The sequence below is a fragment of the Butyricicoccus sp. AF18-9LB genome (genome assembly GCF_027684505.1).
Classification (GTDB): Bacteria; Bacillota; Clostridia; order Oscillospirales; family Butyricicoccaceae; genus Agathobaculum; species Agathobaculum butyriciproducens.
The window spans coordinates 37,754-52,478 of sequence record NZ_JAQCWA010000012.1; the positions used below are offsets into that span (position 1 = coordinate 37,754).

The following is a 14,725-nucleotide window of genomic DNA, read 5'->3' on the forward strand; positions in this document are numbered from 1 at the left end:
CGATTGAATGCGTGCTGCCGCACGAAGCATAAAAATCAAATATTGCTTTTTCGACAAGCTAAGGGACATACTTTTCAGTATGTCCCTAATTATAAACGCATTTAGCAATTTTGTACAGTGCCTTATACGCTCTTTACTACTTTTTCCAGAACCTCGGACAGCTTGGGACTGCGCACCGCGATATCGGCCACTCGATGGTAGAGCGCCTTGCGCGCATTGTACAGGCGGTGTGTTTCCGCCTGCTTGTCCGGCTTATTGAGCAGCGGGCGATTCGTGGAATAGGAAAGGTTCTTCATAATGCGGTAGAACGGTGTGTCGAGCAAGATGAGCAGACCGGTCTCCTTGACAGCCGCCACATTCTCCGGACGGAGGACAGAGCCGCCGCCGAGCGCAAGTACGATGCCGTCTCTCTGAGACAGCTCTTTAATATACGCGGTCTCGCGGTCACGGAAATAGGCTTCGCCCTTTTCAGCGAAAATCTCGGAAATTTTCTTGCCTTCCTTCGCCTCAAGGTAGATGTCCGCGTCAATAAATTCCAGTCCGGTCAGACGCGCCAGCTTACGGCCGATGGTGGTCTTGCCGCTGCCCATAAAGCCGCACAGCACCAGATTTTTCTTGCCATGCTTCTCGTGCAGACGCTTGACCGCCATTTTACCGTAGGTGCGGCGCAGAATGGTTTCGCATGCCTGCGGCTTGAAGGTCACGCCGGTCCAGATGGTCTGCGCATGCGCCGCCTGCATGACCAGCATGAACAGTCCGTCGCGTGTTTTGGTCTTGCGCGGATTGGCGAGCTTCATGGTCGAGGTCACCGGAGGATTGTAGATCGCATCGAACACATACTCGGTCTTGTGCGGCAGATAATGCAGCGGAGCCGCGTTTTCCTTCGGGTACATGCCCACCGGCGTGGAATTGAGCACGATATGAATATCGCGCGGAATGTGCCGGCGGCTGAACACGGAAATGCGTGCGCCCGGAACGGCATCGGTCAGCTGCTTCTGCAGCGCTTCGGCCTTCTCGAGGTTGCGTCCCGTGATGATTAGGTATGCGCCCTGCGTCACGCAGTGGTATGCCATCACGGAAGCCGCGCCGCCGTAGCCGAGCAGCAGCACCTTTTTACCCTGGAGCGATACGCCGTCACGGTTCAGCGACTCCGCAAAGCCGAGGATATCCGTGTTGAAGCCGGTCGCCTTGCCGTCCGCAAAGCGGACTGTGTTGACCGAGTGCAGGTCGCGGGCAGCAGTGTCAATCTCATCGAGCAGGGGGATGACAGCCTTTTTGTGCGGAATCGTGCAGTTGATGCCGCCGAGCTTGCGCTTGGCCAGCTCGAACGCTTCCGGTAAATCCTCGGGCGGCACGGCAACGCCGATGTAGTCCGCGTCCTGACCGGAGGCCTCGAACAGCTGCGCGTGCAGCTCCGGGCTCATCGTGTGGCCGAGCGGCCAGCCAAACAGGGCATAGGTGGTCTTTTTCGGCTCGAAAGCGCGAAATTCGTCCATGGAAAGCAGCATAACTCAGTCCCCCAGACGTTCGAGGGTGTTGAAGAAATCGGGGTAGGAGATGGCAACGACCTCCGGCTTGTCAATGCGGCTTGCGCCCTCGGCTGCCAGACCGAGCACGGCAAGGCTCATCGCAATGCGGTGGTCCTTATAGGTCTCGAAGGATGCGCCGTGCGGTTTGGCACCGCCGTGAACGATCATGCCGTCGTCGGTCTCCTCAACGTCCACGCCTGCCTTGGTCAGCTCGGTGACCATAGCGGCAATGCGGTTGGACTCCTTGACCTTGAGCTCCTGCGCGTCGCGGATAACGGTCTCGCCCTCAGCGAATGCAGCGGCTACCGCGATAACCGGCAGCTCGTCGATCAGACGCGGGATGATAGCGCCGCCGACCTCCACGCCGTGCAGCTTGCTGTATTTGACGGTCAGGTCGCACATCGGCTCGGCCTCATCGCGGAAGTTCGACTCGGTGATGTCCGCGCCCATGTCGCGCAGTACATCAAGAATACCCGTGCGGGTCGGATTGACGCCCACGTTTTTTATCGTCAGCTCACTGCCCGGAATGATCGCACCGGCAACGAGGAAGAACGCCGCGGACGAAATATCGCCCGGAACCGCAATATCGACCGCATGGAGATCCTCCGGCGGGTCGAGGGTGATGGTATTGCCGCTGGTCTCAATCTCAACGCCGAGTGCGCGGAACATGCGCTCGGTGTGGTCGCGGGAGGGAGCCGGCTCGATAACGGTCGTCTGACCCTCGGCGTACAGACCTGCCAGCAGGATGGCGCTCTTCAGCTGAGCGGATGCTACCGGCAGACGGTATTCAATACCGTGCAGCTCGCTCGGGAACAGGGTCAGCGGGCAGAAATTGTCGTTCTTGCCCTCGATGGACGCGCCCATTTCACGCAGCGGCTTCATCACGCGGCCCATCGGGCGCTTCTGGATGGACGGGTCGCCGCTCATGGTAACGGTGAACGGCTGACCGGCCAGAATGCCGCACAGCAGGCGGGTGGTCGTGCCGGAGTTGCCGGCGTACAGCGCTTCTGACGGCGCTTCGAGACCGTGCAGACCAACGCCTTCCACGATAACCTCGTCGTCGGTGATGTTAATCTCGACACCCATCTTGCGGAAGCAGTCAATGGTGGACAGGCAGTCCTCACCCATCAGAAAGCCGGTGATATGGGTGGTGCCGCTTGCCAGTGCGCCGAGCATAACGGCGCGGTGCGAGATGGATTTGTCGCCCGGCACGGTAATTTCACCGCGCAAAGGGCCGCAGGGTTGAATTTGCATGGGTTTGTACTCCTTTTATTCGTTAGGCACGCAATAGCTGCCGATTACTTTGATATAGGGAAGCTCCTCATGAAGCTGATACAGCAGGGACTGCACCGCATGGTCGCGCATGTTGCCGGTGAAATCGACATAGAACACATAGCACCACGGGCTGTCCTTGAGCGGACGCGAGTGGATTTCGGTCATGTCGATGCCGTAGTGCGCGATGGTGTCCAGCACGGTGATGAGCGTACCGGACGCATTGGGAATGTGGAATGCGATCTCGATGCGGTTATCCTCGGGTTGACAGGTCAGCGTTCTGCTGACGGCGATAAAGCGTGTTTCGTTGTGCTGCATGTCGTTGATGCCCTCGGCGAGAATATCGAGACCGTAGCGCACAGCCGCCTCCTGCGAGCAGATGGCAGCAAGGCTCTTGTCGCCCTTTTTCTGCACGTTCTGGGCCGCGATGGCGGTGTTCGCCACCTCGATGGCCTCCAGATCGTGTGCAGAGATGAAGCTGTGGCACTGCGGCAGCGCATGGGGATGCGAGCAGACGCGCTTGACATCCTCGAGCTTTGTGCCGGGCACCGCCGCCAGACAATGCGAGATTTTCTTGATGTACGAGCGGTTGATGTACAGGTCGTAGTCGAGCAGAAGGTCATAGACCTCACTGACCGTGCCTGCGGTTGTGTTCTCGACCGGCACAACGCCGATATCGGCCTTGCCGTCGCGGACGGACTGGAAAACCTGCTCCCAGGTGGGGACGTTGTGCGGTTCGCAGTTCGGGAACAGCGCCCGCGCGGCCAGCTCCTGATACGCACCCGGAACTCCCTGATAGAATACGGTTTTCGGCTCGATAAGCGATTCGCTCGGCTTAAACGGGAACTTTTCCGGCGCCTGACGCAGAATTTCGCTGTACTGATACTCGCGGCTTGCACGGATCATGCTCTGCAGAAGGGAAACGTACTTGAGCTGCAGCTCCTCCTCCATACCGGCGGAGCGCTTCTCAACGATTTCCGCTTCGCGGTCCGGCTTGTAGATTTTATCATCCGACTGGGCCTTGGTCTTTGCGACCTCGAGCGCGAGCGACATACGGAGCAGAAACAGCTCGCGGATAGCGGAGTCAACGCGGTTGATGTCCTGACGGATTTCGGGAAGTTCACGCATGATAACCCTTCGCCTCCCTCAGAAGATCTGCCAGTGCAACGGCACAGGCGGCTTCGACCACCGGCGCGGCACGGGTGACGATGCACGGGTCGTGGCGGCCATGGATGGACAGCGGCTCGACCTTGCCGGTGCGGATGTTGAGCGTATCCTGCACCATGCCGATGGACGGCGTGGGCTTGATGCACGCGCGCACGATGAGCGGCATGCCGCTCGTGATGCCGCCAAGGATGCCGCCGTTGTTGTTGGTTTCGGTCTTGACAACCCCGTTTTCCTCATAAAACGGGTCGTTTGCGTGCGAGCCGCGCAGCGCAGCGAAGGCAAAGCCTGCGCCGAACTCCACGCCCTTGACAGCGGGCACGCCGAACAGGATAGAGGACAGGCGGCTCTCCACGCTGTCGAGCATCGGGCTGCCGATACCGGCCGGCAGGCCGACAGCTGCGCACTCGATGACGCCGCCAACCGAATCCTGTTCCTCACGTGCTTCCTCGATAGCGGCCAGCATGGCTTCAAGCGCACGCGGATTGTTCACCGGGTATTCGGCGTTCCGCAGCGTATCCAGCTGCTCGGCGGTGACTTCTACATCATCAAACGGCATATCCTGAATCTGCGCGATGGACTGGATGTGCGAGCCGACCGTCACGCCCTGTTCCTTGAGCCACAGCTTGCACAGCGCACCGGCAAACACCAGCGGAGCTGTCAGTCGGCCGGAGAAATGGCCGCCGCCTCGCGGGTCGTTGCAGGAATCGTAGCGCAGCATACCCGTGTAGTCCGCGTGACCGGGACGCGGCTGCGCCGCCAGCTCGGCGTAGTCGTTCGAGCGCTGATTGGTGTTGCGGATGACGGCGCAGATGGGCGTGCCCGTCGTTTTGCCATTGTAGATGCCGGACTGAATCTCCGGCCTGTCCGGCTCCTTGCGCGCGGTGGACTGCTTGTTGCGGCCCGGTGCGCGGCGCTCCATCTCGCGCAGGACAAACGCCTCGTCATACATAACGCCGGACGGGAATCCGTCGATCACAACGCCGATGCCCGTGCCATGCGATTCACCGAAAATGGAAATTTTGATTGCATTGCCCCAGGTAGAACCCATGCTGCTCCCTCCTTACAGCTTCAGAACGTATTCGTGCAGCTTTTCTGCATCAATCGGGGTGATTTCCGCCCGACCGGCTTCGCGCACGAGGATAAAGTTGACCGTTGCACCGAATTTCTTTTTGTCCGACAGCAGAGCATTAAAGATGGACTCGCGGTCGTATTTCAGCTCGGTCGGCAGACCGATGTGCTTCAACAGGTCGATGAGCGGCGCTGTCAAATCCTCGTTGCCCAGCAGAGCGGACAGCCGCATCGCTGCCACCATGCCGATCGCCACTGCCTGACCGTGGGTGAGGTCGGTGTAATTGCCCAGCTTCTCCGCTGCGTGGCCGATGGTGTGTCCAAAGTTCAGTATCATGCGCAGACCGGTATCGTGCTCGTCGATGGCAACCACATCGCGCTTGATCTTAACGCACTCGTAAATGATATTCTCAATGTTGGACTTGTAGTCCGGCTGAGAAACCATCGTCAGGATTTCCCGGTTGGAAATGTAGCCGTACTTGACGACCTCGGCCATGCCGTCTGCAAAGGTGCTGTCCGGCAGGGAAGCGAGCACGTTCGGGTCGATGAGCACGAGTCGCGGCTGATAGAACGCGCCGACGAGGTTTTTACCCTCGGGCAGATCAACGCCGGTCTTGCCGCCAACCGAGGAATCCACCTGCGCGAGCAGCGTGGTCGGAATCTGGCACAGTGATACGCCGCGCAGGAAGGTCGCCGCCGCAAAGCCGGTGATGTCGCCGACAACACCGCCGCCGAGCGCGATAATCAAATCCTTGCGGGTCATGCCGGCGGTCAGCAGATCATGGTAAATACCTTCAACCGTGGAAAGCTGCTTGTGCTCCTCACCGGCGGGAATGACCGTGTGCGTCACCGGCAGGGAGAACTGCTTTTCCAGCTTCTCGAGATACAGCGGCGCTACCGTTGAATCCGACACGATATGCACGCGGCTGGGCGAAAAGGTTTCGAGGATTACCGTGCCCGCATGGTCCAGCAATCCGGTTTCGATATGAATTTCGGACACGCCGTTCGCGCCCGTCAGACTCAGCGTTTCTGCCATTTTTACAACACCCTTTTGGTTGAATTAGTAATTAGGAATGAGGAATTAGTAATTGCCGTTATCCTTTATATTTGCGAAGGAGGTCGGTGGAACACCGACCTCCGGCTATCTTACATTATAATGCGTATCAGATTTCTCTGTCAACTGCCGCTGCAACAGCGCGCAGTGCGTTCATGGTGTGGTGGAACGAATCGTAGGTCAGCGACTGTGCACCGTCGGACAGAGCATGTGCAGGATCGTTGTGAACCTCGATCATCAGGCCGTCCGCACCGGCTGCAACAGCAGCCTTTGCCAGCGGCTCGACCATCCAGTAAATGCCGCCTGCATGGGACGGATCAACGACGACCGGCAGATGGCTCATGCGCTTGAGCACCGGAACGGCGGAAATATCAAGCGTGTTGCGGGTGTACTTCTCGTAGGTGCGGATGCCGCGCTCGCAGAGGATAACGTTCTCGTTGCCGCCCGCCATGATGTACTCGGCGCTCATCAGGAACTCCTCCATGGTGTTTGCGAAGCCGCGCTTGAGCAGGATCGGCTTGCGGGTCTGGCCGAGTTCTTTCAGCAGCTCGAAGTTCTGCATATTGCGTGCGCCGACCTGGAAGCAGTCGCACTTGTCCATGAAGATGTCGATGTGCGCCGGATTGGTGATCTCGGTGACAACCGGCAGACCGGTTGCCTCATGCGCCTTGTGCAGCAAGTCCAGACCCTCAGCCTTCAGGCCTTGGAAGGAGTACGGGGAAGAACGCGGCTTCCATGCACCGCCGCGGAGAACGGTAGCGCCGTCTGCCTGAACGTGCTTGGCAACGTCGATGATCTGCTCCTCGCTTTCAACCGAGCACGGACCTGCCATAACGACCAGCTTCTTGCCGCCGACAACGACGCCCGGAGCGATTTCAACGACAGAGTTGTCCGGATGGAACTTGCGGTTTGCCAGCTTGAACGGCTCCTGCACCTTGATGATGTTCTCAACCTGCGGGTCGAGCATCAGGGCATCCTTGTCAACAGCGCCGGTGTCGCCAACCAGACCGATAACGATGGTGCCCTCGCCGTAGATCGGGTTTGCCTTTACGTTCCAGCGCTCGATATGCTGGGACAGCTCCTCAACGTGCTCATGGGTCGTGCCCTGCTTCATAATGATGATCATGTTGTGTATCTCCTTTATATAGGTGGTGTTTGCTGTTTGTCACGGCGGAATGGGTATAAAAAAAGCCCTTCATCCACAAAGAGGGACGAAAGACAAACGGTTCCGCGGTACCACCCACATTCGGCATCATAATGCCGCACTTTTTCGGATACAAATATATCCTATCCCTGTAACGGAGGAAATCCGTCAGCGCCTAATTCGATCGGGTTCAGCGCCGCAGCTCAGGAGGGAACTTCATCGTACCGGCGTCTGCGTCCGTTTCCAGTCATGCCGGACACTCCCTGAAAGCCGCACTTGGAACGATTACTTTCCTCTGTCATCGCTTTGTGCAATATTTGTGTTTATTATATCGCTGGACGGGCGAGTTGTCAATGACTGATTTGACATGGTTCAATGAAAAAATGCATAAATTTTCATATATTCTGACAAGCCCCTGGCCTTCCGCACGTCAAGCGGATGCGTAATGAACCACCGCGGGGCGGGATGAGGTCATTCTGCCCTGCAATACAGATTGGCAATGAAGGATAATGGTCAATCACAACATTCATTTTCCATCCTCAATTCTCAATTTGCCATTCTACTTTGGTAATCTGCGGCATAGTCTATAGTGGTGATGAAAATGGACAAACGAAAAGCGGCTTTCCGGCAGGCGATTTCGTGCCTGCCGCCGATACGGCGGGCGCAGCTGGAGCGGCTGGACAGGCCGGAGGACATCGAGGAATTACGCTTTCGCGCGGGACAGCCGCCTGCGGCGAAAACTGCCGTTGGAGAGCGGCCGCTCCCTCTTGCGGCGGTCACATCGGCGGAGCTGCGCGAGATGCTCAGCCGAGCCGCGCAGTATTCCGTGCATAGTTATACAGACAGTTTGCGGCACGGCTTTCTGACGTTATCCGGCGGGCATCGACTGGGCATCTGCGGCACAGCCGCCGAAGAGGACGGCCACGTTCTTGGGGTGCGCGGCCTGAGTTCAATCAACCTGCGCATTGCACATCAAGCTGAGGATTTACAGGCGCAGATTGCCCGTTGGATAGGAACGGACGAGCCGCAGTCTGCCTTGCTCCTGTCACCGCCGGGATATGGCAAAACGACCTTGCTGAGAGAGTGGGTGCGCTACTTCTCCGACCGCGGTTTCACTGCTGCGATTGCGGACGAGCGCAGCGAGATTGCCGCTCTTGCGGACGGTGTACCGCAGCTTGCGGTCGGGCGCTGCACGGATGTGATGGAAGGCTGCTCGAAATGGCAGGCGGCGGTCATGCTGCTCAAAACCATGTCGCCTGCCCTGCTCGCTCTTGATGAAATTACTGCGCCTGAGGACGCAAAGGCGGTATCGCTCTGCACGCACTGCGGAACGGCAGTGATTGCGTGTGCACACGCGGCCGGGCTGGATGATCTGCGGCAGCGGCCGATCTACCGTGAGCTGCTCGCGCTCGGCGCATTTCATCAGGCGGTTATTATCGAAAAACGGGACGGACAGCGGGTCTACCGCATGGAACGATGGGAGGAGACGAAATGTTAAAGCTAATCGGTTCGGTGATGGTGTTCGGCTCATGTGCGGCGCTCGGACTGTCCGCGCGGCAAAATCTGCGGCGCAGAGTGGCGGCGGCAGACGCCATGCTGCTTGCGCTCGGTCTTATCCGCAGCGAGATTTCCGGAAGACGGACACCTATGCCGGAAATTGTCGGTCTGCTGACGGAAAACGAGCAGCCGATTATCCGCAAAGTCTTTCGCACGCTGCAGCGCCGCCTGCGGGAGCAGAACGGTCTGTCGCTCGGCTACCTGTGGCGCAGCACCTTGCGGGACTGCCGCGCACAGGTCGGACTTGGCGCGCAGGAGTGCGATATTCTGTGCGACGCCGCAAACTACTTAGGCCGCTACGATGCGGACGAGCAACTGACCGGACTGTCGCAGGTGGAGCGGCGGCTGGCGGCCTCGCGGGAGGCAGCGCAGGAGGATTTGGCAAATCGGGGAAATCTGTACCGGACCTGCGGCATTGCGCTCGGTCTGCTGGTGATTCTGGTGCTGATCTAAGCGGAGGAAAACGATGGATGTTGATCTGATTTTCCGCATTGCGGCGGTAGGAATTTTAGTGGCGGTGCTCGGACAGCTGCTCTCCCGCTCGGGCAGGGAGGAGCAGGCGCTGATGACGACACTCGCGGGTTTAATTGTCGTTTTGATGCTGATTGTTCAGGAAATCGACCGCCTGTTCACCATGATGAAAAATGTATTTGGGTTTTGACGATGGAATTAGGCTTGATTTGCGGCATTGTCCTTGCGGCGCTCACGCTGTCACTGGTGCTGAAAAAGGACGCGCCCGCTATCGCGTTTCTGCTGGTGCTGACGGCAGGCGTGATCCTGCTTTTGCGGGTGTTCAGCGCAGCCGGAAGCGCGGCGCAGCGGTTTTCCGGTCTGTTCTCGCAGTGCGGCTTGGATTCCGCGCTGTATCTGCCGGTGTGCAAGGCAGTCGGTGTGGCGGTCGTGGTGCGGATCGCAGCCGCGCTTTGCCGGGACGCCGGTCAATCCGCGCTTGCCGCCAAGATGGAGATTGCAGGCGCTGTCCTGACGCTTTCCGTGTGCCTGCCGCTTTTCGAGCAGGTGCTCGACCTTATTACGGAGTGGGCGGTATGAGCAAACGCAAACTGGCGCTGAATGCCATTCTCGTGCTCCTGCTGTTCCTGCCGTTCGCGCATGCGGCTGTGAGTGAGGAACAGGTGCAGTCAGTCGGCGGCAGCAGCCTGACTGACGCTATGCCGAACAGTGCGCGGCAATACCTTGACGGCGTATCGCCGGAAAACGCGGACACGCTGTCGGATTCGGTCTCCCGCGTGCTGGAAAACATGACCTCGGACAGCCAAAGTGCGATTCGGACTGCACTTGGCGGACTGTTGCGCGTAGCCGTGATTGTGCTGCTGGCCTCGGCGGCGCGCGGCTTTTCTGCGGCGGCGGGCGGAGAGGCCAACGATTGGATCGACATGGCGGCGGCACTCGGCTGTGCGGCAGTGCTACTGCGGGATTTCACGGGTGTGCTGTCGCTCTGCCGCGACACGCTCGACCAGATCGGCGTGTTTTCGGGCACGCTCCAGCCGGTGCTCGCCACTGTACTTGCGACCGGCGGCAACACGGCGACCGCAACGGTTTTACAGGCGGCGACCATGGTGGTGTTTGATCTTGTGATACGGCTGGTGAACGCCCTGCTTGTTCCGGCGGCGTGCGCGTATCTTGCTATCACGGCGGTGGATGCCGCGGCAGGCAACGGCATGCTGCGCGGCATCGCAGACGGCATAAAATCCCTGACCTCGGGTGTACTTAAACTCATTTTAACGCTGTTCACCGCATATCTTGCGATAGCGGGCGGTGTTTCCGGCAACGTGGACCGCATGACGCTCAAGACCGCGAAACTTGCGGTGTCCGGTGCGGTTCCGGTGGTCGGCGGTGTGATTTCGGACGCGACCGAAACCATGCTGTCCGGTGCGGCTCTGCTGCGCGGCTCAATCGGCATTTTCGGGATGCTGTGTGTAGCGGCTATCTGCTTTGTGCCGTTCGTTCGGGCGGGAGCAAGCTATTTGTGCTACAAGGCGGGGGCTGCTGTACTCTCGCCGCTGTGCTCGGACGGCATGAAGCGGTTCCTCGAAAACGTGGGCACCGGCTTTGGTCTGCTGCTCGGCATGCTGAGCACCTGCTGTATGATTTTATTCCTCGAACTCGTGTATATGGTGGCGATGGTGAAACCGATATGACTGAATTACTGCAAACAATATTACTGCGCGTGACGATCGCGGGAGCCGCGTCTGCGGTGGCGCTCAAGCTGGCAGGCGGCGGAGCCTTAAAAGAGGTTGTGCGGACAGCCGCCGGTCTGCTCATGCTGCTGGCGCTCCTGCAGCCGCTGGCGGGACTGCACTTGCTGTCGTGGAACTGGCAGAGCAGCGTCTCGCAGAGCGACTTAGACGAAATGCAGGCGCGCAACATGCAGACCACGATGAGCACGGTCGCGGCGAGCATTGCGAAGGCGGTGCAGCAGCGTGCGGAGGAAGCCGGTATTCCGTGCACGGTGAATGTGGAGATGGCAAATGACGCGGACGGCTTGCTGCAGGTCGATAAAGTGACCGTGTACTACGACAGTACAGCGGCGAATCGCCTGTCCGAGCTGCAAAGTCTGCTGACCAAGGAATGCGGCGTACCCGCAGAACGACAGGAGCTGATCGCAAGATGAAACTGCCGGATAACGAAAACTTAACTGCCGTCAAGGAGAAAATCCTGCCGGTTTTGAAGAAATACCGGGCCGTACTGGCGGTATTGCTCGCGGGCGTGCTGCTGCTCACCTCGGGGCACAGCGGAAACACGGAGCAGGTGCAGACCACAAGTGCGGATACAACGGTTTCGCAGTCGTTCGACCTGAACGATTTTCAACAGGAACTGGAGACGAGGCTTTCGGGGATTTCCGGCGCCGGACGTGTGGAGCTCATGCTGTCGCTCGATCAGACCGAGGAATCGGTCTACGCGGTCAACACCCGCCAGACAAGCGGGAGTGACAGCCGCAGCCGGGAAAGCGATGTGAGCGTGGTCTCGAACGGCAGCTGCGGCGAAACGCCCGTGACGGTCAAGCGCGTTCTGCCGGTATTCCGCGGTGCGGTCGTGCTGTGCGATGGCGCGGATGACGCATCCGTTCGGCTGTCCGTCACACAGGCGGTGAGCACGGTGTGCGGCATCGGCGCAGACAAAGTTACGGTTCTGAAAATGCAATCCGATACATAAGGTATACCAATTCGTTAGGAGGGCAGGCAGATGAAGAAGATCAAAAAACGCGGAGCGGTCTACGGTGTGATCGCGCTGCTGCTGTGCGCAGCGGCTTACCTGAACTGGAGCTACGTTGACACGCCGGAGGACCTTCTTGCGGCGCAGCAGACCGACGCACAGGCGGATACGCAGACCGATACCTCGGCGGACAGTGCCGCCGGTGAGAGCGATTATTTTGCGTCCTCGCGGCTGACGCGTACGCAGGCGCGAGACGAAGCGGTGAGCACACTCAAGGAACTCAGTGAGAGCGACACCGCAGACCAGAGTGCAAAAGACGATGCGGCGGCACAGATTTCCGCACTGGCGGATGACACGGTGGCCGAAGCCAACATCGAGAGCCTGATTCGCGCCAAAGGCTACGAGGACGCAGTTGTGATGCTCGGTGACAGCAGCGCGAATATCGTGGTAGCGCCGCCGGACGGTGGTCTGCAGGCTGAGGACGTGGCTGTTATCCGCGATATCGTTATCTCGGAGACCGGCATGACAGCGGGGCAGATCAAAATCGTGGAAGCGTCTTAATGAACATCGTGTATTTTTACTTTGCTTTTTACACAAACTGTGCTATAATGCTCTTAGACAATACCGGATGATGGGATTGTCTCAAAAAAGGAGAGTGAGCACTATGGCAGATCACAAGGAGTACTGGTCCACCGAAAGCGATCAGGGCTCTATCCGTATCTCTGAGGATGTTGTTGCGTCTATCGCAGCACTGTCGGCCTCGGAAACCAAGGGTGTCAGCGGTTTATATTCCAGCCTGACGAGCGACATTGTCGGCTTTATCAGTAAAAAGAATTTGTCCAAGGGCGTTCGTATCGAACTCGGCGACGATGATACCGTTAAGGTGGAAATCGGTTTCCTCGCACTGTTTGGCTACAACATCTGCGATGTGGCAAAGGAAGTGCAGGAGAACGTCAAGTCCTCGATCGAGTCCATGACCGGTCTGCGCGTTGTCGAGATCAACGTGCATGTCGGCGGCGTGACATTCAAGCCGTCCGCTTCGGCTGAGGAAAAGGCCGAGCCGGCACCGTCCGAGACCGAAACTCCGGCGGAGACGGCAGACGCCGAGTAACATAAGCAAAACAGGCATGGCTGCGGCTGTGCCTGTTTTTTGTTGTCCGGTTTTATGAAATATGGAATACCGCCTTGCGTTTTGCCCGAAAATAGGATAAAATAGTTATACTGAATAATAGGCAAAATTTGCGTAGAATATAGGAGGTCCTGCCGCATGTGTGTGATGAGCAGAACAAAAGCAAGAGAAATTGCGCTGCACCTGATTTTTGAGATGGGGTTCCAGCAGTTTGAAGAAGAAAACCTGAACGAGCGACTGGATGAGGAAATCATGAAGTCCATCAGCGGAGATATCGCACTGTATGCGGGCAAGCTGAGCGAGGAACAGACCGCGTATATCCGCACGGTGGTAAAGGGTGTGGCAAACGACCTGCCGGTGCTCGATACCATTATCGAGGCCAATTCCAAGGGCTGGTCGCTCAACCGTCTGTCCCATATGACGATCGCGGTACTGCGTCTGGCGCTCTTTGAGATGCGCGATGTAGACGACGTTCCGGTCGGCGTAGCCATCAACGAGGCCGTTGAGCTGGCGAAGAAGTACGACACCGAGGATGCCGCTTCCTTCATCAACGGCGTGCTCGGCTCTGCCGCTCGTGCAGAGTTCCCGCAGGGAAAGCAGGAGAGCACCAATGCCTGAGCGCTTTCTGGGAATTGATACGTCCAACTATCGCACGTCAGCGGCGATTTACAACGCCGAGACCGGTGAGTGGGTCAACCGCGGCGGACTGCTGACCGTGCCGGAAGGCGCGATCGGTCTGCGCCAGTCGGATGCGCTGTTCCAGCATACCGTGCGTCTGCATGAAAAAATCGAGGCTCTGCCGCAGGGAGAGGTGCACGCTATCGGCGTCAGCACCCGTCCCCGCGCGGTGGAAGGCTCGTATATGCCGTGTTTTCTGGCAGGAGAGAGCGTCGCGCGGAGCGCGGCGCATTTGCTTTCCGTGCCGCTTTTTACCGTTTCCCATCAGCAGGGACATATCGCGGCGGCAGCGCTGTCGGCTGGCAAGCTGGATTTGCTTGACGGCGAATTCCTGGCGTGGCACCTGTCCGGCGGCACGAGTGAGCTGCTGCATGTGAAGTGCGGCGCGGACGGCCTGCCGGACTGCACCTGCATCGGCGGCACGACCGACCTTGCAGCCGGTCAGCTGCTCGATCGCGCGGGAAATCTGCTCGGTCTGCCGTTCCCGTCCGGCGGCGCACTGGACGCGCTGGCGCTTACCGCCGAGCCGGAAAAGGGTTTCAAACCCAAGGTAAACGAGTGTAAATTTTCGCTCTCCGGTATGCAGAATCAGGTAGAGAATAAATTCAAGACCGCCGAGCCAAAGCAGATGGCGCGTTTTGCGCTCGAGACCGTGGCAAATGCCGTTATCAAAGCCACCGAGCAGGCACGCGAGCAGTATCATTGCCCGATTTTGTGCGCAGGCGGCGTCATGGCCAGCCAGATCATCCGTGCCCGCATGAATAAACGGTTCGGCGGGGAGATCTCCTTCGCGGAGCCGACACTTTCGGGAGATAATGCTGTGGGTGTGGCAGTGCTGGCGGCAAAACTCTGTAACAGATAGGAGGTAGGAGTTAGGTGGTAGGGATGGAAAATTGAAAATGGAGGATGGAAAATGAACCAAACTCCTCAGTCCTGCCTCCTCACTCCTAACT

At 58.5% G+C, this 14,725-nt stretch carries 17 protein-coding genes and 1 other annotated feature; of the genes, 11 read left to right on the top strand and 6 right to left on the bottom strand.

Annotation, left to right across the window (positions count from 1 at the left end; genetic code table 11):
• Window positions 1–122: 122 nt before the first annotated feature.
• The 6 genes from PGY33_RS08750 to aroF form a co-directional block, all read right to left on the bottom strand.
• A complete protein-coding gene (locus tag PGY33_RS08750) occupies window positions 123–1,508 on the bottom strand; it encodes a shikimate kinase (protein WP_118480228.1) in 1,386 nt (461 codons plus the stop codon).
• Window positions 1,509–1,511: 3 nt separating this feature from the next.
• Window positions 1,512–2,783 (bottom strand): 3-phosphoshikimate 1-carboxyvinyltransferase, encoded by a 1,272-nt coding sequence (gene aroA, locus PGY33_RS08755; RefSeq protein ID WP_270478246.1) that lies wholly within the window; start codon window positions 2,781–2,783, stop codon window positions 1,512–1,514.
• 15 nt (window positions 2,784–2,798) lie between these two features.
• A complete protein-coding gene (gene pheA, locus PGY33_RS08760; protein ID WP_270478248.1) occupies window positions 2,799–3,929 on the bottom strand; it encodes a prephenate dehydratase in 1,131 nt (376 codons plus the stop codon).
• The gene (gene aroC, locus PGY33_RS08765; protein WP_270478250.1) at window positions 3,922–5,016 is read right to left on the bottom strand and encodes a chorismate synthase; all 1,095 of its coding nucleotides are present in this window, start codon (window positions 5,014–5,016) and stop codon (window positions 3,922–3,924) included. Before aroC ends, pheA begins: the two co-directional genes overlap by 8 nt.
• A 12-nt stretch (window positions 5,017–5,028) precedes the next feature.
• The gene (gene aroB, locus PGY33_RS08770; protein WP_270478252.1) at window positions 5,029–6,072 is read right to left on the bottom strand and encodes a 3-dehydroquinate synthase; all 1,044 of its coding nucleotides are present in this window, start codon (window positions 6,070–6,072) and stop codon (window positions 5,029–5,031) included.
• A 127-nt stretch (window positions 6,073–6,199) separates the two neighbouring features.
• The gene (gene aroF, locus PGY33_RS08775; protein WP_270478253.1) at window positions 6,200–7,216 is read right to left on the bottom strand and encodes a 3-deoxy-7-phosphoheptulonate synthase; all 1,017 of its coding nucleotides are present in this window, start codon (window positions 7,214–7,216) and stop codon (window positions 6,200–6,202) included.
• Window positions 7,217–7,294: 78 nt separating this feature from the next.
• Window positions 7,295–7,545 (bottom strand) — a binding site (T-box leader).
• Window positions 7,546–7,835: 290 nt separating this feature from the next.
• On the opposite strand from aroF, the gene PGY33_RS08780 reads away from it, so the two are divergent.
• From PGY33_RS08780 to PGY33_RS08830, 11 genes are all read left to right on the top strand, one after another.
• Complete coding sequence (locus PGY33_RS08780; protein WP_270478255.1) at window positions 7,836–8,732, top strand: stage III sporulation protein AB; 897 nt, start codon at window positions 7,836–7,838, stop codon at window positions 8,730–8,732.
• Window positions 8,726–9,244: a stage III sporulation protein AB gene (locus tag PGY33_RS08785; RefSeq protein WP_158575157.1), complete on the top strand. Its 519-nt coding sequence runs from the start codon at window positions 8,726–8,728 to the stop codon at window positions 9,242–9,244. The genes PGY33_RS08780 and PGY33_RS08785 overlap by 7 nt, the downstream gene beginning before the upstream one ends.
• 13 nt (window positions 9,245–9,257) lie before the next feature.
• A complete protein-coding gene (gene spoIIIAC / locus PGY33_RS08790) occupies window positions 9,258–9,452 on the top strand; it encodes a stage III sporulation protein AC (RefSeq protein WP_110436696.1) in 195 nt (64 codons plus the stop codon).
• Between the two features lie 2 nt (window positions 9,453–9,454).
• Complete coding sequence (locus tag PGY33_RS08795; protein ID WP_118480214.1) at window positions 9,455–9,841, top strand: SpoIIIAC/SpoIIIAD family protein; 387 nt, start codon at window positions 9,455–9,457, stop codon at window positions 9,839–9,841.
• A complete protein-coding gene (locus PGY33_RS08800) occupies window positions 9,838–10,950 on the top strand; it encodes a stage III sporulation protein AE (protein WP_118480212.1) in 1,113 nt (370 codons plus the stop codon). Before PGY33_RS08795 ends, PGY33_RS08800 begins: the two co-directional genes overlap by 4 nt.
• The gene (locus tag PGY33_RS08805; RefSeq protein ID WP_118480210.1) at window positions 10,947–11,423 is read left to right on the top strand and encodes a stage III sporulation protein AF; all 477 of its coding nucleotides are present in this window, start codon (window positions 10,947–10,949) and stop codon (window positions 11,421–11,423) included. The genes PGY33_RS08800 and PGY33_RS08805 overlap by 4 nt, the downstream gene beginning before the upstream one ends.
• Window positions 11,420–11,965, top strand: a complete 546-nt coding sequence (locus PGY33_RS08810; protein ID WP_270478261.1) for a hypothetical protein — start codon at window positions 11,420–11,422, stop codon at window positions 11,963–11,965. The genes PGY33_RS08805 and PGY33_RS08810 overlap by 4 nt, the downstream gene beginning before the upstream one ends.
• A 30-nt stretch (window positions 11,966–11,995) precedes the next feature.
• Window positions 11,996–12,526, top strand: coding sequence for a SpoIIIAH-like family protein (locus PGY33_RS08815; protein ID WP_118480206.1), 531 nt, complete (start codon window positions 11,996–11,998; stop codon window positions 12,524–12,526).
• A gap of 103 nt (window positions 12,527–12,629) precedes the next feature.
• A complete protein-coding gene (locus PGY33_RS08820; RefSeq protein ID WP_110436702.1) occupies window positions 12,630–13,076 on the top strand; it encodes an Asp23/Gls24 family envelope stress response protein in 447 nt (148 codons plus the stop codon).
• A gap of 156 nt (window positions 13,077–13,232) precedes the next feature.
• Window positions 13,233–13,712 carry a transcription antitermination factor NusB gene (gene nusB / locus PGY33_RS08825; RefSeq protein WP_270478263.1) on the top strand — a complete coding sequence of 160 codons (480 nt, stop codon included), beginning with the start codon at window positions 13,233–13,235 and terminating at the stop codon, window positions 13,710–13,712.
• Window positions 13,705–14,634, top strand: coding sequence for a DNA-binding protein (locus PGY33_RS08830; RefSeq protein WP_270478265.1), 930 nt, complete (start codon window positions 13,705–13,707; stop codon window positions 14,632–14,634). The genes nusB and PGY33_RS08830 overlap by 8 nt, the downstream gene beginning before the upstream one ends.
• The last annotated feature ends 91 nt before the right edge of the window (window positions 14,635–14,725 follow it).